The sequence below is a fragment of the Ruegeria arenilitoris genome (assembly GCF_013030265.1).
Classification (GTDB): Bacteria; Pseudomonadota; Alphaproteobacteria; order Rhodobacterales; family Rhodobacteraceae; genus Ruegeria; species Ruegeria arenilitoris_E.
Window position 1 is genome coordinate 24,925 of sequence record NZ_WPZQ01000014.1, and the last position, 17,537, is coordinate 42,461.

Here is a 17,537-nt window from a genome sequence, read left to right on the forward strand (position 1 = left end):
CTCCTTATCGCGATCAGGCGCGGAGCCGCTCGTTTTCAGCATCCCAGAGCGGCTGATCTTCCTGTACCACAGCGCGGCACTTTTCGCCGTAGATTTCGACCTCAAGCTCGGTACCCGGCACCGCCAGATCAGGGCGAACCATACCCAACGCGACTGACGCATTGATGCGATAGCCCCATGCGCCAGAGGTGGTTTCGCCAACAATCTGACCATCATGCCAGATGCAGGACATGTACGGCGCGTCGCAATCCTTGGCGTCAACCAGTAAGGTGACGAACTGCTTTTTCGCGCCCTGCTGTTTTTCATTCAGGATTGCAGCCTTGCCTGGGAAGTCCTGCGGTTTATCGAGTTTGACAAACCGACCCAGACCACCTTCGAGCAGCGAGAAGTCAGTCGACAGATCGCCTTTCCACGCACGGTATCCCTTTTCGATGCGCAGGCTGTTCAGCGCATACATTCCAAAGGGCTTGGCGCCTGCATCGATGATTGCCCCATAGATCGCGGGCATATGCTCGTTCAGGGCGTGCACTTCCCAGCCCAACTCTCCGGCGAAGGAAACGCGGATCAGATAGGCAGGCTGGCCAGCAACAGTTGCCGATTGGTGGGTCAGCCATCCGGTCGACAGATCCGCATCGGTCAGACCCGACAGGATCTCACGCGAATTCGGACCGGTCACGATAAGCGTGTCACGGGTTGTGGTCACATCATCGACTGTAACGCCGGCATGCATAGCATTGATCAGGATGTCACGATCATGCCACTGAGCAGTCGCAGCCGTGATCATCATGAACTCGTCGTCACCCAGACGGATACAGGACATCTCGGTCAGAATGCGGCCACGGTCGTCAGAGACATAGATCAGATTCATCCGGCCTACTTTCGGCAACCCACCGGTTGCGAGACCGCGCAATGCCTCAGCGGCACCCTCTCCTTTGACCATGAAGCGCGAGAAGCCTGGCAAATCCAACACGCCACAATGATCCCGCACGGCCTCGCATTCTTCTTTGATCCGTTGCTCCCAAGGGCCGGAACGACCCCATGTGTGAGTGCTTTCCTCGCTTACATCATCACCGGGTTGCGCGAACCAGTTGGCACGCTCCCAGCCGTTGTAAGCACCCATGACACCACCCAGTTCCTTAACCTTGGCATGCACCGGCGACAGTTTCTTGTCGCGCGCCGCAGGCCATTCGTGATGGGGGAAGTGCATGGCGTATTCGTTGCCGTAGACTTCCAGCCCTTTCTGGTTGCAGTAGTCCTGATCGGTGTAGTCGGTGTAGCGGCGCGGATCGACGGCCCACATGTCCCACTCGGTGAAGCCATCGACAATCCACTCGGCCAACACTTTGCCGGCACCACCACCTTGCGCGATACCGAAGGTGAATGTGTGTGCCTCAAATGCGTTCTGAACACCCGGCATCGGACCAATCAGCGGCAGACCGTCCGGGGCGTATGGGATCGGTCCGTTGATCACACGACCAACGCCCGATGTCGCCATCAGCGGCACGCGCTCCATCGCGTCGGTGACGATATCCTCGATGCGGTCCAGATCATCGTTCCACAGCTGGAAGCTGAAGTCTTCGGGCATCGGATCATCCTCGGTCATCCAATGGCCCTTGCAGTTGGGCTCGTAAGGACCAAGGTTGAAGCCGTTCTTTTCTTGCCGCAGATAGTAAGAGATATCCACGTCACGCAGCAGCGGCAGTTTCTTACCACCGTTTTCCTTCGACCAGGCTTCGATTTCAGGCACTTCGTCCGTCAACAAATACTGGTGGCTCATGACCATCGCAGGAACGGTTCGCCCGCCGAACGGCTTGAACCATTCACCTACACGTTGCGCATAGTATCCGGCCGCGTTCACGACATAGTCACAGTCGATATCACCCTTTTCGGTGTGCACGGTCCATGTGCCATCTTCCTTCTGCGTCACACCCGTCGCAGGGGTGAACCGCAAAATCTTCTGACCCATGTCGCGGGCGCCTTTTGCCAACGCCTGCGTCAGCTGCGCCGGGTCGATGTCACCATCGCTTGGGTCAAACAGCACGCCCTCAAGGTCGTGGGTTTCAAGGAAAGGGTATTGTTCCTTAGCCTGTTCCGGCGTCCACATCTCCATCTCGATGCCCTGATAGCGGCCCATGGCGCATGCGCGCTCGAACTCCTGCATCCGCTCTTTGCTGTGCGCCAGACGGATCGAGCCGGACTGATGATAGTTCATCGGATAATCGACTTCTTCCCCCAGGCGCGCATACAGCTCGGTTGAGTAGCGCTGCATGTTCATGATCGCCCAAGAGGTCGAGAAGGTAGGCACGTTACCAGCCGCGTGCCAGGTCGAGCCAGCAGTCAGCTCGTTCTTTTCCAGCAAAACGCAGTCAGTCCAGCCCTTTTTGGCCAGATGGTAGAGCGAGGAGGCCCCCACCACACCGCCACCGATGATGACCACGCGGGCTTTCGTCGGAAAATCACTCATGTCTTTCAGTTCCTGTTATTGCGCCTCTTGAGGCAGGTCGTCCGTGATGTCGTAGTAGTCGCCCTTGTCAGCCACAAAGATGTGGCGGGCGAGTTTCAGTCCGGTAGGTGCATCCAGCACCCCCATGGAAATCGAAATCGTGTCTTCGTCATTGTGCTGCCAGAACAGGAATGAACCGCAATTCCGGCAGAATCCGCGCCGGGCAATATCCGAGGCGCGGAACCAGCTAAGCGTATCGCTGGCCGTAAAGCTCAGATTGTCCTGATGGGTCCAGGTCGAAGCCCAGACATGGCCCGATTGCCTGCGACACTGGCCGCAATGGCAAACTGATGGTGGCGACAGCTCTCCTTCAATCGTGAAAGCCACCGAACCGCACAGACAAGAACCAGTATGCATTACCTTATCCTCTTGCTGCGGGCGTGGTGCTGGTTCCCAGCAACACACCGTATATGATGAAACACGTCGCCATGACCCGGCGCACCCAGATGTTGAACACCGCGCCCAGCGCTGCTTTGCCCATCAGGGCACCCAGTAGTGTGAAGCCTGTGTAGCTGAGCGTTGTGATGACCAAAGCGGTCGGCATGATGACCGTCATTTGCTGCCAGATCGGCACATCGGGCTGCACGAACTGCGAAAACGCAGCAAGGTAACCGGCAACACTTTTTGGGTTGATTGTGGCAACGGCCAGCGCATGCAGATAGACGTGGCGCGCAGGGCGTTCCGTTGCAGGAGCCGGTTTAGTCGCGTTCATCCAACCGCGAACACCTAGCCAGATCAGAAAGCCGGCACCGATCAGCTTGGCAATAAAGAACCCTGTTGGAGAGGCCGCGATCAATGCGGTTATGCCCAACGCCGACAGGATCAGAAATGCACTGGCCTGTGTCAGGATCGCCAGCACGCCCAGCATCGCCTTGGGGAACGGCAGGCTCATCCCGTTTGAGATGCAGTTGACTGCATTCGGGCCCGGGGTGGTCACGAATACCACCCAGAAAACCGCAAATATGGTCCACGCCTCAAAGCTCATCAGTACACCGGTGGAGCGATGACCCAGACTGCAACAGCAGGCTCGTCATAGGGGTTGGACCATTGGTAGGGCTCGTGCTTGATCCGGAAACTGTCGCCGGGACCAACGGTGTATTCGCGATCTCCGATTTTCAGATCAAGCTGGCCGGAAACCAAATAGCCGACTTCCTGCGTGGGGCGGTTCGCCGGGGTTTGCATATGGGAATGCGGCTGAAAGGTGGAATGCACCATCTCGAAATCGTCGGTCAGATCAGGTGAAAGCAGCTCTTCGATCAGCCCTTCTTCGCCCGAACCCATGGGACGGCGTGATCCCGCGCGAACAATATGACCCTGTTCGTCAGCAGGTGCAGCCGAATGTGCGAACAACATCGACATCGGAACACCCAGACATTGAGCAATCTGCCGCAGATCAGAGATGGAGGGCTCTGACATGTCGCGTTCAACCTGACTGAACCAACCAACTGATCGATCAAGCTTGGCAGCTATCTCGGCAAGTGTCAGTCCGCGCGCCTTTCTCAAGGCACGGATATCGGCACCAAGTGTCGCGCTATGAGGGGCTTGGTCGTTCAAGAACCGCTCCGAATCTCGTGAAATTTTCTCCTCGTTTTTCACGATGCCTCGAATCGGTGAAAAAACCAAGCGTTTTTTCATTTGCTGCGATCATAGGCATTGGCTATGCCCGGCGCATGTGGATCGCGATCATGTATCTTTGGGCCATCAACGGGCTGACACTATTGGCATTTGGCTGGGACAAGCTGCGTGCTCGTCGCAAGAAGCGACGGATACCGGAACGCAGGCTGTTGTGGCTGGCCGCTCTAGGCGGAAGCCCCGGCGCTCTGGTCGGGCGCTGGATTTTTCAGCACAAGACCCGCAAGCGCAGCTTTTCTGTCTGGTTATTCGCGATCACGGCTATTCAGTTGGCGACTTACTATCTGATAGCGTCAGGCGCTTTATCGTTACAATCGTGATCAACGGCGAGCAGCCATGCCTTACAAGGCACGCTGCAAATCATCCGCTGTAAGTACTGGCTGAATTTCAATTGATGCGTTGAGCGCTGCAAACAGCGGTTCGTTGAGCTTAGGCATCCGGGCCTGATCTGTTTCTTCAAAGATGATGATACCCATGCGCTTACCATCTTCGAGCGCGAAGTAAGACGCCTCGGCCTTGACCTCTTCGATCAGCCCGGCAATCGCCTTACCCAATGTACCGTCGCGCTCGGCCTCGTTTCCTTTTTCAACCGGAATTGTGAATTTCATCATCAAACGCATTGTGTTCTCCAATACTTGAAACTGCAGCGCTTGTATCAGAAACCGCTCAATCGCTCACGCGGTATCCACGCGCAGCGTTTTCTCAGGCCTTTGAATTATCGCCTAAGACTAGGCAAATACAGTCGACAAAATCGCACCAATCGCGTCTGCGTCAGCTTGGGTAAAGGCATCAGGCAGATCACTGTCGATATCAAAGACCGCTATGATTTCACCCGCGGCATTCCGAACCGGCAGCACCAGTTCTGAACGTGTCGATGACGCGCAGGCAATGTGCCCCGGGAATGCATCCACATCCGGCACCAGCTGCGTTTCACCTGTTCGAGCAGCCGCACCGCAAACACCGCGCTCGAATGGAATGACAAGACAGCCGTGCCCGCCCTGATAAGGTCCTATCTTCAATAGACCCGGCTCAGTCACGCGGTAGAAACCTGTCCAGTCAAACCGATCATCCGAATGGTGCACTTCGCAGGTAACGGTCGCCATGAGTGCGACCTCATCGGTTTCACCTTCAGTCAGTGCAGCGATTGTCTTTGCAAGCGTGTCGTAATCGGCAGTCATGGCAATGCTCTTGATAGGTTTGGGAAAGGACTTCCCTTTCCCAAACCCGGTTTCATTCGATCCGGAAGTATTTGGAAATGGCCGAGGCGTCAAACACGTTCGATCGCGATGGCCGTACCTTCACCACCCCCGATGCAAATGGCAGCCACACCTCGCTTGAGCCCACGTTTCTCAAGCGCGTTCAGCAATGTCACCATGATGCGTGCGCCGGAGGCACCGATTGGATGGCCCAGCGCACACGCACCACCGTTTACGTTTACTTTGTCGCGCGGAAGACCCATTTCATGCATGAACGCCATCGGAACAACGGCGAAGGCTTCGTTGACTTCCCAAAGATCAACCTCATCAGCACTCCAACCGATCCGATCAAGAAGTTTCCGGGCTGCAGGAACGGGGGCCGTTGTGAAAAGACCCGGTGCTTGCGCATGGCTGGCGTGTCCGACAATCCTTGCACGCACCGTCAATCCCTTTGCCTCGGCCGCGTCTGCGGAAGCCAAAACCAGTGCGGCTGCACCATCTGAGATTGACGAGGAATTGGCAGCCGTCACGGTGCCATCCTTACGGAAGGCTGGCTTCAGCGTCGGAATTTTCTCAGGGCGGGCAGATTTGGGCTGTTCATCTGCATCGTGAGAAGTTTCACCTTTACGAGTTTTGACGAGAACCGAGGCAATTTCACCATCGAAAGCTCCACTCTCCTGCGCAGCCAGTGCATTCGACAACGACCGAAGCGCATACTCATCCTGCGCCTCGCGTGTGAATTGATAGGCCTCAGCGCAGTCTTCCGCGAACGTCCCCATCAAACGGCCTTTGTCATAGGCATCTTCCAGACCATCCAAAAACATATGGTCTACGACCTGGCCATGGCCGATCCGGGCACCGCCGCGCATTTTGGGCAGAAGATACGGGGCGTTGGTCATGCTCTCCATTCCGCCAGCAACCATCGTATCCGCATGACCTAGCGAAATCTGGTCAAAGGCCATCATTGCCGCCTTCATGCCCGATCCGCACATCTTGTTCAGCGTGGTGGCCGGCACCTCTTCGCCAAGTCCCGCTGCGAACCCGGCCTGCCGAGCCGGAGCCTGCCCCTGTCCGGCCGGAAGAACGCAGCCCATCAGCACTTCGTCCACTGTCGAAGTACCCGCACCTTCAAGAGCTGCGCGGATAGCAGCCCCACCCAGATCAGCAGCGGCAACCCCATCAAACATACCCTGGAACCCACCCATCGGCGTCCGGACGGCACCGGCGATCACGACCTCTTTCATCTCAACTCCTCCTCTTTTGATGAGTTGAATACCGAATGGTAAGAAATGCCGTCTAGCGTATTTCTACGAGGTTTTTTCAGTTTTGGAGAGTGGCGCCAATGGCTCTGACCAGCAGCACGACCGGCACGACGCAGGTTATTACAGTTCGCGCAGATCGGATTGACGCCGCCATGGCCATCCAATTCAAAGAGGACATGCGATGCCAGACCGAAGGCGGCCCCACACGTGTCATACTGGACCTGAGCTCTGTCGAATTCATCGATTCCAGCGGTCTGGGAGCGATAGTTGCCTCAATGAAGCAACTCGGCAGCGGGCGCACTCTGGATCTGGCCGGACTTCATCCGGTTGTTGAAAAGGTATTTCGATTGACGCGCATGGACACCGTTTTCAGATTGTACCCAACCATGGACAGCGCCCTTTCGACGGCGGTGGAACAATAGTCGGCGGGAGTTGACGGGTGTGAACCGCAAGTGTGACAAGAAATGCCTTGAGCTGAGCTTTCCGGCAGTCGAAGCGGAGGCAAGCAAGGGGATTGCGACGCTTAGCGCGCGATTGACCCAAAACGGTTTGCCTGAACACAAAACCGATGACGTCAAGATTGCCCTTGCAGAGGCCATCAATAACGTTGTCGAGCATGCCTATTCGGGAATAGCCTCGGCAAATGTGCAGGTGAATTGCCGCCTTTGCAAAGAACGCTTGGAAATCGTGATCTCGGATAGCGGTGCTCCGTTGCCCGGCCTGCGCATTCCTGACGGCAAACCCGCACAGTTGGGATCTAGTATTCAGAACCTGCCAGAAGGCGGATTTGGCTGGTTCCTGATCCACCAGCTTACAAGCGAAATTCGCTACGAACGGTATGACGGGAACAACCATTTATGCTTGCGATTTGACTTATAAGAACGGCATTGAATGGCCACAATAACGCCGTTTTCGCACCATTGTCGCGCCGCAAACAAATGTGAAAAACAGAATGTAGCTCAGATAGCTTCCCTCGGCGCCTTGTGTCACAGCCCCCACCCAGTGAACGGCGCCGAGGAACTTCTCCTTGAAATGACTGGACAAACTTCAAGCGCGTTCTAGTGTCGGCGTGTTCAAAGGGAGAGCGGTATCATGCGTGATTTGCACATGCCGGGCCGATCCGAGGTCCTGGCGACTGAGGGGATGTGTGCAACATCTCATCCACTGGCGGCTAAGGTAGCACTGGATATTCTGGACCAGGGTGGCAATGCGATGGATGCCGCAATTGCAGGCGCGGTGTTGCTGGGTATTTGCGAACCTCAGATGACCGGCCTCGGCGGTGATTGCTTTGTGCTCTATAACCGCCCCGGTGAAAATAACATTCGCGCTTTGAACGGATCGGGCCGGGCCGCGTCCGCCGCGACAGCGCAATCGCTGCGTGCTCAAGGTCTGCCTGCTGTGCCGCTGAACAGCCCTGATGCAGTCACCATACCCGGCGCAGTGGATGCAATTTGTCATTTGTCGGAAACAGAGGGACGTCTGGGTCTCGATACCATTCTACAACCAGCTATTCAGTACGCTGAGATTGGCGTGCCCGTCGCCCCGCGCGTGGCGTTTGACTGGGCAACCGGCGTCTCAACCTTGCAAGGTGCGGCGCGAGACCACTATCTGATCAACGGCAAGGCGCCCAAAATCGGGCAAGTTTTCCGCTCACCCGGGCAGGCAGAAGTCTTACGGCGAATTGCCATAGAAGGTCGGGATGCATTTTATTCTGGGGAAGTTGCTGATGACATGATCGCCACCCTGACAGCCAAAGGTGGCGTACACACGGCCAAGGATTTCGCAGATACAAAATGCAGTGAAACCCAACCGGTCAGTGGCGAGTATGGCGGCACAGAACTCGTCGAGCACCCACCAAACGGTCAAGGCGCAACTGCAATCCTTCTACTGAATATCCTGAAGCATTTCGATTTGGCCGGGATGGATCCATGGGGCGCAGAGCGCGTTCATATCGAGGCCGAAGCAACCAAGCTCGCCTATGATGCAAGGGACCGATTCATCGCGGATCCGAACTACACCACCCGAATGGAGCATTTTCTGGCACCAGAAACCGCAGCAGAACTGGCTGCATTGATCAATCCACAAAAGGCGATGGCAGCCGCAGCGCCATTGACCGAGGCGGTTCACAAAGACACGGTTTACATCACGGTCGTGGACCGGGACCGTATGGCCGTATCACTCATCTATTCCATCTTTCACAGCTTCGGGTCGGGGATTGCTTCTGACAAGTTCGGGATTTTGCTGCAAAATCGGGGGGCCGGTTTCACACTCGAGGCAGGGCACCCTAACGAGCTTGGTGGCGGTAAACGTCCAATGCACACCATCATCCCCGGCATGTTGCGCCAGAACGGCAAGGTTACGATGCCATTTGGTGTAATGGGCGGCGCGTATCAGCCAACTGGCCATGCGCGCTTCTTGTCAAACCTCACCGATTTTGGCCTTGAACTGCAACAAGCAGTGGATGCGCCGCGCGCATTTGTCGAAGATGGCGCTTTGAAACTGGAACGTGGCTATTCAGATCAAGTTTTGAGACAATTATCCGACTTTGGCCACAATGTTGAGATCAGGGAAACGCCATTGGGCGGAGCTCAGGCCATACGAATCCGTGAAGACGGAGTTCTGGAAGGTGCAAGTGACCCACGAAAAGATGGTTGCGCACTAGGCTATTGATGAAAACCCAAAGGCGTCAATCTCAACCGGTCAAATCAGTTCAACTGGAAGTGCAGCGGGTACGACCCGTCTTCGAATGGTCCAAACATATCCGGGATATCCGGATGGTCCACCGGTTCACCAGATTGGTCCTCAACCAGATTTTGTTCAGAAACATAAGCCACATAGAAGGATTGATCGTTCTCAGCCAACAGGTGGTAGAACGGTTGATCCTTGATCGGACGGCTGTCTTCCGGGATCGCCTGATACCATTCTTCGGTATTTGCAAATTCCGGATCCACGTCAAAAATCACCCCTCGGAAGGGATGTTTTTTGTGTCGAACCACCTGACCCAGGCGGTACTTGGCATGTGTCTTCAGCATTGTTTCAGCCCCCAAACACGTTACTACATCTTTCCGGGCCGGATTGCCAATCATTGATCTGAAATTCAGGGAAACAGTCTGTGAACCTCATACTGACAGTGTTCGAAATCGTGGCCCCAGTATTCCTGTTGTCAGGGATTGGATTCACGTGGGTTAAGCTGGGATTCGAGTATCGGCTTCAGTTCGTTACACGTTTTGCGATGACATTGGCGGTGCCCAGCCTGATCTTCGTCGCCCTGATGCAGACCGAAATCCCGGGTGGGGACCTATCCCGGTTCACGCTCGCTACCATCGCAGCCAATCTTATTCTGGCTGTCGTTTTCCGGGTGCTGGTTCGCGTGCTGAAGCTCGAGCAACGCACATATCTTTCTCCGCTTATATTTGGGAATACCGGCAATCTGGGCCTACCATTGTGCATCTTTGCATTTGGTCAGGCCGGACTTGGGTACGCAGTGATTTTTCTGGCCGTTACGGCTTTGTTTTCCTTCACTTACGGCATCTACCTGGTCGCGGGGAAAGGTGCATTTGGCAAAGTTGTACGTGAACCCATGGTGTGGGCAACATTGCTGGGTGCCCTGTTTCTGTGGCGCGGATGGGAAACACCCTTATTCCTGACAAATACGCTGGATTTGCTGGGGCAGATGGCGGTTCCGATGATGCTGATTACTGTTGGGGTTGCGATCGCACGCCTGACAACCCACAGCCTGAGCCAAGCAGTCTGGTTATCGATGCTTAAGCTGGCAGTGTGCTTTGCCTTGGGGTGGGGAATCGCCGTTGCCTTTGAGCTCGAAGCGATCGCGTTTGGTGTACTTGTCGTACAGATGTGTACGCCGGTTGCGGTGACCTCATATCTGTTGGCTGAGCGGTTCAATGCCAACTCGGACGCGGTTGCCGGAATGGTTATGGTCTCGACGCTGCTTTCAGTGGCCGCATTACCTGTCGTTCTGGCTATGGTTTTGTAACGATTGTGATTTCCTAAGCGGTCAATTTGCGCTAGAATGCCGAAAAAAGGCACGAGGCACATGAGCAGAATTCTTTTCGTACTCTTCGGGGTGCTTCTTTTGGCATCCTGCGGGGGCGGGTCTCAACGACCCCCCAGCAATCTGAATGACGCCTGCAGCATTGCGCGCGAGCGTCCGGATTTCATCAAGGCCTTCAAAAGCACCGAACGCAAATGGGGTGTTCCCGTGCATGTTCAGATGGCCACGATCTATCAGGAAAGCCGTTATCGGCATGATGCACGCACCCCACATAAATACGTACTGGGCGTAATCCCCATGGGACGTCAAAGCAGCGCCTATGGGTTCAGTCAGGCACTGGATGGAACATGGGATGAGTATCAGCGCGAAACCGGGAAACGCCGCGCGAAGCGGGATCGGATTCGTGACGCATCTGACTTTGTCGGCTGGTACATGAACAAAAGCTATGAGCGGAACGGTATCCACCCCAGTGATACGCGCAATCAGTATCTGGCCTATCACGAAGGGCACACTGGCTTCTCGCGCGGTACCTACAACAACAAGTCGTGGCTGCTGCGGGTAGCCAGCGATGTTGACGCCCGCGCGCAGCTTTATCAGGCCCAGTTGGCCAGCTGCAGATACTAATTAGAACCCTTGCGGGTCAGCGATCAGCTGACCCGCTTCTTTTTCTGTTAGAAAACAGGCTCTGATCCACAGACCCTGTTTCGTTCAACGGGCCTAGCAATACGGTAGTCTGACTGCCTGCATTGTCATGAATAACCCATTTGCGCAGTTCGATTGGCTCACCAGTGAACATCAGTTCAATGCGACCCGATTCCGGGTTTTTGGGATCCTGTGCTGTCACAACGGTCGCTGTGCCATCAAAATCATGCCCCACGACCATATTGGCCTGATTCAGGTTCACGTTCCGGGCCAAAACCAACGATAGCGGTGTACGCTTTAGCGGATACTGCTCGGGTGGCTGATTGGACTTAGGATCAAAAATCATCACCGTACCAGCGCGCGCAAGTACCACAGCACTGTTGGGCGGATCGTATTCGAACCGCATCTTTCCCGGTCTTTGCAACCACAGCTTACCTGTGCTGAGCGATCCGTCGTCGTTCACTTGCGTGAACGTCGTCTGAACCGTCTTCATATTGTTCAGGTAGTTGGAAATCTGAGAGAGAGGCAGCTTATCAGCAGCCCAGGCCGCCGGGGCAACCAGTGTAAATGCAAGGGCAAAGGCAATCTGTTTCATAAATTACCAGATAAGCGCTTTGCCCTTGTTATTAAATATCCTACTGCTCAGGAACGAGGATTTCGCGCTTACCGACGTGATTTGCCGCCGAAACAACGCCTTCGTCCTCCATTTGCTCAACAAGTCGCGCAGCTTTGTTGTAGCCAATGGCGAGTTTCCGCTGAATGTACGAGGTCGAGCATTTGCGATCCTTGATCACAATCGCCACCGCTTGATCATACAGTGCATCCTCACCGTTGGTATTGCCACCTGTGTTGAGCCCCAGAACCGCATCGATGTTATCGGCCTTGTCCTCGGCAGGACCATCAACAACACCACCAATATAATCAGGCGGACCAAACTGCTTGAGGTGGTTCACAACCTCTTCGACTTCTTCATCCGAAACAAACGGGCCATGGCAGCGCGTGATCTTAGCACCGCCGGCCATATAGAGCATATCACCCTGCCCCAGCAGTTGTTCGGCACCCATTTCACCCAGGATGGTACGGCTGTCGACCTTTGAGGTCACCTGGAATGATATCCGGGTGGGGAAGTTCGCTTTGATCGTACCGGTGATCACATCCACCGATGGGCGCTGCGTGGCCATGATCAGGTGAATGCCTGAGGCGCGCGCCATCTGTGCCAGACGCTGGATACAGGCTTCGATTTCTTTACCTGCAACCATCATCAGGTCCGCCATCTCGTCGACGATGACCACGATATAGGGCATGGCCTTGGGCTCGAACTCTTCGGTCTCGAACATCGGTTCGCCGGTTTCATCGTCGAAGCCGGTCTGAACTGTGCGGCTGAACATCTCACCCTTGGCCAGCGCATCCTTCACACGGCCATTGTAGCCCGCGATGTTACGCACACCCATCTTGGACATCTTGCGATAGCGGTCTTCCATCTCGCCCACGACCCATTTCAAGGCAACAACCGCCTTTTTGGGGTCGGTAACGACCGGCGACAGCAGATGCGGTATGCCGTCATAGACCGAAAGTTCCAACATTTTGGGGTCGATCATGATCAGGCGGCATTCATCCGGCGACAGCTTGTACAGCAGTGACAGGATCATGGTGTTGATCGCAACCGACTTACCCGAACCCGTCGTACCCGCAATCAGCAGGTGAGGCATCTTGGCGAGATTGGCCACGACCGAGTCACCACCGATGTCCTTGCCCAGCGCAAGCGGCAATGCCTGATTGCCATCGCCAAAGTCACGGCTTGCAAGAATCTCGCGCAGAACAACCATTTCGCGGTTTTCGTTCGGAAGTTCGATACCGATGACCGAGCGGCCCGGCACCGTTGAAACACGTGCCGAAAGGGCTGACATCGAGCGGGCAATATCGTCCGCCAAACCGATCACACGGCTGGCTTTCAAGCCCGGCGCAGGTTCCAGCTCGTACATGGTGACAACAGGACCAGGCCGGACGCTGACGATCTCGCCCTTTACGCCGTAATCATCCAGAACATTTTCCAGCATCCGAGCGTTTTCTTCCAACGCTTCATCACTCAGATGGTGGCGTTGAATGCCGGTCGGATTGGTCAACAAGCCCAGTGGTGGCAATTCGAAATCCGAATGGCGCTCTTCAAAGGACAAGGTAGGCTGCGCCTCGGCCTGCGCACGGCGGGATGGCAGAACATTCCGGCGAACCGGTTGAGCCACAACCGGCTTGCGTGGCTCGGCAACGGGAATTTTCATAGCTGGTGCCGCGGGGGCTACAGGCTCAACTGCTTCCTCGAACACTGCCTCGTCGTCGTAGCCCGGATCCGAAAGATCATCCTGAACATAACCAGCTTCAGACGCGTAGTCCGGTTCGGGCGCGTATTCGTTGATCTGAGGCTGTTCCCACTGTGGTGCTTCCATCGCCGTCATCGGTGGCTCTGGCGGCAATCCATCAGATGTCAGCGGCGGCTCGGCAGGCAATTCGCCCGATTGCATCGAATTCAGGATCAACGGGTCCGGCCCTCTGCCCCGGCCTTTGGTCAGCGGCAGATTGGGATCGGGTTCAGGGGTCAGCTCTCCTGTTGCAACTTTGCGGTTGCGCACGGCTGCCGAGATTTTTGAGCGAATACGGTCCTCGCCCGGCATTTCATCATAGCCCTGGACAGGTTCGGGATCGATCAGTTCAGGCTCGGGCATAGGTTCGGGGCGACGGATCAGAGCAGGCATCCGCGCCAACAGCCCCGTTTTGACCGCTGGTTCGGGTTGCTCAATCTCCGGTTCCTCAAAAATGGGGTCGGCATAGGCCAGCTCATCATCAAACGTGGCCAGTGCGGGTTCAGCACGCGCTGCCTTGCGTTCTTCCCATTGCGCCCGACGTTCACGGGCCGCCTGCGCAGTCGCGGTGGCGCCACGGCCCAGAAGCTTCATCATCATGTCATAGGACATCACGAGACCCAGCAGGAAGGCGCGGAATCCGCGCTGAACATCAACCTTGCTAAAGCCGAGTACGAATACGCCAAGCGCCAACATGCCTACAGCCATGGCCAGAGACATCAGCTTGACCAGAAAATGTGAGGAGATTGGCAAAAGCGTCAGCAAAGCACCCATCACGGTGTCGCCGAATAGACCGCCAAGACCATAGCTGTGTGTTGCACGCCATTCCGCACCCGGCACCAGCGTCGCAGCATATACTGATACAACCGCAATCCAGATTGGTGCAAAAATCAAACGGGCGACAGCGCGCTCTTCGCTGAAATGGCCCGTGAAACGGACACCCCAACCGATAAGCACCAGCGCAACACCCAGACTGCCCCAGCCCACGATCATGAACAAAGGCGCAGCAATCGATGCCCCAATCCGCCCCATCCAGTTCTGTACCGGTGCATCTGTTGACACCATCCAGTTCGGATCATCGGGCGTGTAGGACCAGATCATCGCCGCAGATGCCAAACCCAACAGGATCAGGGCAATTCCGATCAGTTCCTTACTGCGCCGCTCGAGTGCGGCCTGAGTCGTGCTGTCCAACAATGGGTCGCGATTGCGCGCGTTCAAAGATGCCATTTTGCCCTCGTACCTCACGAATAGATGCAGTCGCGGAGTGTAATCAGCCCGCGCTGCAACTCTGTTTTTGGGGCCACCATTGCGACCCTGATAAATTCTTCGCCCGGGTTCTGCCCCGGATCACCTTGTGAAAGATATGCGCCTGGAAGAACCCGAACGCCGGTCTCCTGCCACAGTTTCAATGCGGTTGCTTCGCCGCTCTCGACCGGCAGCCACAGGAAAAAGCCAGCTTCGGGGGGCATGTAGCCTTGTACCCCTGCAAACACCTCGTCTGCGATGGCGTATTTCTCCTGATAGAGCGCGCGATTTTCCTGAACATGAACCTCATCTGCCCAGACCTTGGCCGCTGCAGCTTGCAGAGGCGCTGGCAGAGGTGCACCGGAATAGGCGCGCAACTGTTTCACCCGTTTGATGGTTTCCGGACCACCAGCAATAAGGCCCGAGCGCAGACCAGCCAGATTCGACCGTTTCGAAAGCGAGTTGAACAATGTGATCCGCTCAGGATCCGCGCCAAGCTCGTGCGCGACTGTCAACACACCGGTAGGAGCTTCTTCCCGATAAATCTCCGAATAGCACTCATCGGCGAAAATGCGGAAATCATACTTCTCGGCAAGCTGGATCAGCTCGGCCCAATACTCGCGTGACGCAACCGCGCCCTGCGGATTGGCCGGCGAGCAGATATAGGCAATAGCGGTGCGGTTCAGCACATCCTCGGGCAATCCAGCGTAATCCGGCAGATGCCCCGTAGCAGCGGTGGCAGGCACAAAGAAAGGCTCGGCGCCAACCGAAATCGAAGCCACCATGTAGACCTGATAGAAAGGGTTCGGGCAAAGAATGATCGGCCTTTGACCATTTTTCTGCTCGGGGCACAGTGCCATTGCAGCGTTATAAAGGCCCTCACGCGTGCCATTCAGCGCCATGACGTTGGCGTCGGCATCTAAAGAAACGCCATACCTACGCCCGATCCAATCGGTGATGGCTGCCCGCAGCTCTGGCGATCCTTCATTTGGCGGATAGCCCCGAAAATCTGCGGCATTTTCCATGATGATGTCGGTAACCCAACCGGGAAAATCGTGTTTGGGCTCACCAATCGTCATATGCACGACTTCACCGCCCGGCTGATGGTGATCCAACAGGGCGCGCAGACGCGGGAATGCATAAGCCGGTAGGTTCGAAAACCGCTCGGGGAAATTCATAACTACTGCCTCAATACCGGGATCATTTTCGCCCCGTTTTTTTGGCAGATTACAGGGCACGCCCTGCTTCGTCCAGACAAAGAGGTGCCGAATCAGGGGATTGTGGCATTCAGGCCAACGCAGTTTCGGCCGCTGATCCCAGGCGCAGCAAGACTTCTTCAGACCCCGGATAACCCAGCATCATCAACCCGCACCCCGGGGTTCCGGTAGGCAAAGTCAACGCCGCCAGACCCATCAGATTCCCGATACGCGTGTTGCGCAGGGCCAGAAGATTCTCGGTCACGTAATACTCATGATCGCTCATCAACCGATCCAGGTTTGGTGGCAGTATTGGCGCAGTCGGCGCAAGAACCGCATCGAATCCGGAAGTCGCCTCATCCCACGCAGCCCGACAGGCCTTCAGCCTGGACCACGCCGCAACATAGTCCGGACCGGAATATTCTTTCCCCATGCGGAACCGCTCCAGTATCTCCGGGTACATCGCATCTGGATTGGCCTCGATCACATCACGCCACAGCCCATAGGCTTCGGTCGTGTACAAAACACCTGACAAGGCCATCGCTTCGTTCAATTCAGGCACTTCGAGCGGGACGATTTCGGCTCCTGCATCCCGCAAACACTGCAGGGCGTACTCATAGGCCTCGCGCGGGGAGTCGCGCAGATCGTCTTTGGCTACGTTCTGCAAATCCGCAAAACGGCGGCCCTTCAATGTTGAGCCGCGCAAATCGGCCACTGGTTTGCCTTCCAGAAGCGCCAGCATATGCGCTGCATCCTCGACCGAGCGCGCCAGCGGCCCCACGGTATCGAACCTCAGGCAAAGCGGCACTGTACCCTCAAGGCTGACACGTCCGGCGGTTGTTTTCAGACCCACCAGGTTGTTCCATGCAGATGGGATTCGGACCGACCCACCTGTGTCCGAACCAATCCCACACGCCGCCAAACCCCACGCAACCGATGCTGCCGCACCTGAAGATGACCCGCCCGGCACCGCATCTTCATCATTCACACAAGGCGGTGTGTCGGTGATCGGGTTCAGGCCCAAACCGGAAAAGGCGAGCTCGCTCATATGGGTTTTGCCAAGGCAGACCGTCCCCATTGCCGTGACATTGCGCACAACAACGGCGTCATGATCAGGTACCCGCCCCTTCAGAAGAGCCGAACCTGCCTCTGTCCCAATACCAGCGGTGTCGAAGAGGTCCTTCCAACTGATCGGAACCCCGTCCAGCAGGGAACGGCGAAGCCCTAATCCTGCCCGCTCCTGCGCGGCTTTCGCCTCTGCAAGGGCACGATCGTGGGTTACGCGGGCATAAATTCGATCCCGATGCGGGTGCGCGTCAATCGCCGCAAGATAGGTCTCGGTCAGCTCAACCGGATCGATCTGCCCCATGCCAATGCCCCGGCCCAGATCACACGCTGTCATGGTCAGCCAATCCTGCATCACACCCCTCCCGAATTCTGTGCTTTCGGGGACGGTAGCGACAGGACCGCACATGGACAATCCCGAAAGGGCGCG

Annotated in this window: 18 protein-coding genes; 6 read left to right on the forward strand and 12 right to left on the reverse strand. The window is 56.2% G+C overall.

The window, feature by feature from the left end; genetic code table 11:
• Nucleotides 1–13 precede the first annotated feature (13 nt).
• Genes GOX61_RS20745 through GOX61_RS20760 form a run of 4 tightly spaced genes read right to left on the reverse strand, consistent with a single transcriptional unit; the run spans nt 14 to nt 4,057 of the window.
• Nucleotides 14–2,464 carry a GcvT family protein gene (locus tag GOX61_RS20745; RefSeq protein ID WP_170336800.1) on the reverse strand — a complete coding sequence of 817 codons (2,451 nt, stop codon included), beginning with the start codon at nt 2,462–2,464 and terminating at the stop codon, nt 14–16.
• Between the two features lie 15 nt (nt 2,465–2,479).
• Complete coding sequence (locus GOX61_RS20750) at nt 2,480–2,860, reverse strand: GFA family protein (protein WP_155145776.1); 381 nt, start codon at nt 2,858–2,860, stop codon at nt 2,480–2,482.
• Between the two features lie 4 nt (nt 2,861–2,864).
• Nucleotides 2,865–3,488, reverse strand: a complete 624-nt coding sequence (locus GOX61_RS20755) for a LysE family translocator (RefSeq protein ID WP_170336802.1) — start codon at nt 3,486–3,488, stop codon at nt 2,865–2,867.
• Nucleotides 3,488–4,057 carry a helix-turn-helix domain-containing protein gene (locus GOX61_RS20760; RefSeq protein ID WP_155145780.1) on the reverse strand — a complete coding sequence of 190 codons (570 nt, stop codon included), beginning with the start codon at nt 4,055–4,057 and terminating at the stop codon, nt 3,488–3,490. Before GOX61_RS20760 ends, GOX61_RS20755 begins: the two co-directional genes overlap by 1 nt.
• Before the next feature lie 56 nt (nt 4,058–4,113).
• Here GOX61_RS20760 and GOX61_RS20765 point away from each other — a divergent pair, with 56 nt between their 5' ends.
• Nucleotides 4,114–4,455: a DUF1294 domain-containing protein gene (locus tag GOX61_RS20765; RefSeq protein WP_367646993.1), complete on the forward strand. Its 342-nt coding sequence runs from the start codon at nt 4,114–4,116 to the stop codon at nt 4,453–4,455.
• 21 nt (nt 4,456–4,476) lie between these two features.
• On the opposite strand, the gene GOX61_RS20770 is transcribed toward GOX61_RS20765, so the two are convergent.
• The 3 genes from GOX61_RS20770 to GOX61_RS20780 form a co-directional block, all read right to left on the reverse strand.
• Nucleotides 4,477–4,755 (reverse strand): DUF3303 family protein, encoded by a 279-nt coding sequence (locus GOX61_RS20770; protein WP_170336804.1) that lies wholly within the window; start codon nt 4,753–4,755, stop codon nt 4,477–4,479.
• 108 nt (nt 4,756–4,863) lie between these two features.
• Nucleotides 4,864–5,313: a GAF domain-containing protein gene (locus GOX61_RS20775; protein WP_170336806.1), complete on the reverse strand. Its 450-nt coding sequence runs from the start codon at nt 5,311–5,313 to the stop codon at nt 4,864–4,866.
• 89 nt (nt 5,314–5,402) lie between these two features.
• The gene (locus tag GOX61_RS20780) at nt 5,403–6,575 is read right to left on the reverse strand and encodes a thiolase family protein (RefSeq protein WP_170336808.1); all 1,173 of its coding nucleotides are present in this window, start codon (nt 6,573–6,575) and stop codon (nt 5,403–5,405) included.
• A 98-nt stretch (nt 6,576–6,673) separates the two neighbouring features.
• Between GOX61_RS20780 and GOX61_RS20785 the strand changes: the two genes are divergently transcribed.
• From GOX61_RS20785 to GOX61_RS20795, 3 genes are all read left to right on the forward strand, one after another.
• Nucleotides 6,674–7,015 carry an STAS domain-containing protein gene (locus GOX61_RS20785; protein ID WP_170336810.1) on the forward strand — a complete coding sequence of 114 codons (342 nt, stop codon included), beginning with the start codon at nt 6,674–6,676 and terminating at the stop codon, nt 7,013–7,015.
• Between the two features lie 19 nt (nt 7,016–7,034).
• Nucleotides 7,035–7,472 (forward strand): ATP-binding protein, encoded by a 438-nt coding sequence (locus GOX61_RS20790; RefSeq protein WP_170336812.1) that lies wholly within the window; start codon nt 7,035–7,037, stop codon nt 7,470–7,472.
• Between the two features lie 213 nt (nt 7,473–7,685).
• A complete protein-coding gene (locus GOX61_RS20795) occupies nt 7,686–9,263 on the forward strand; it encodes a gamma-glutamyltransferase family protein (RefSeq protein WP_170336814.1) in 1,578 nt (525 codons plus the stop codon).
• Between the two features lie 35 nt (nt 9,264–9,298).
• On the opposite strand, the gene hspQ is transcribed toward GOX61_RS20795, so the two are convergent.
• Nucleotides 9,299–9,625, reverse strand: coding sequence for a heat shock protein HspQ (gene hspQ / locus GOX61_RS20800; protein ID WP_155145794.1), 327 nt, complete (start codon nt 9,623–9,625; stop codon nt 9,299–9,301).
• 80 nt (nt 9,626–9,705) lie between these two features.
• On the opposite strand from hspQ, the gene GOX61_RS20805 reads away from it, so the two are divergent.
• Both GOX61_RS20805 and GOX61_RS20810 read left to right on the forward strand, forming a co-directional pair.
• Nucleotides 9,706–10,587 (forward strand): AEC family transporter, encoded by an 882-nt coding sequence (locus GOX61_RS20805; RefSeq protein ID WP_170336816.1) that lies wholly within the window; start codon nt 9,706–9,708, stop codon nt 10,585–10,587.
• Between the two features lie 60 nt (nt 10,588–10,647).
• A complete protein-coding gene (locus GOX61_RS20810) occupies nt 10,648–11,229 on the forward strand; it encodes a lytic transglycosylase (RefSeq protein WP_170336817.1) in 582 nt (193 codons plus the stop codon).
• A 16-nt stretch (nt 11,230–11,245) separates the two neighbouring features.
• Here the strand turns inward: GOX61_RS20810 and GOX61_RS20815 are convergent, their stop codons facing one another.
• From GOX61_RS20815 to GOX61_RS20830, 4 genes are all read right to left on the reverse strand, one after another.
• On the reverse strand, nt 11,246–11,842 hold the full coding sequence (locus GOX61_RS20815; protein ID WP_170336819.1) for a LolA family protein: 597 nt from the start codon (nt 11,840–11,842) through the stop codon (nt 11,246–11,248).
• A gap of 40 nt (nt 11,843–11,882) precedes the next feature.
• Nucleotides 11,883–14,828, reverse strand: a complete 2,946-nt coding sequence (locus GOX61_RS20820; RefSeq protein WP_170336821.1) for a DNA translocase FtsK — start codon at nt 14,826–14,828, stop codon at nt 11,883–11,885.
• 14 nt (nt 14,829–14,842) lie between these two features.
• Nucleotides 14,843–16,024 carry an aminotransferase class I/II-fold pyridoxal phosphate-dependent enzyme gene (locus GOX61_RS20825; RefSeq protein WP_170336823.1) on the reverse strand — a complete coding sequence of 394 codons (1,182 nt, stop codon included), beginning with the start codon at nt 16,022–16,024 and terminating at the stop codon, nt 14,843–14,845.
• Between the two features lie 109 nt (nt 16,025–16,133).
• Nucleotides 16,134–17,462: an amidase gene (locus GOX61_RS20830; RefSeq protein ID WP_170336825.1), complete on the reverse strand. Its 1,329-nt coding sequence runs from the start codon at nt 17,460–17,462 to the stop codon at nt 16,134–16,136.
• Nucleotides 17,463–17,537: the final 75 nt, after the last annotated feature.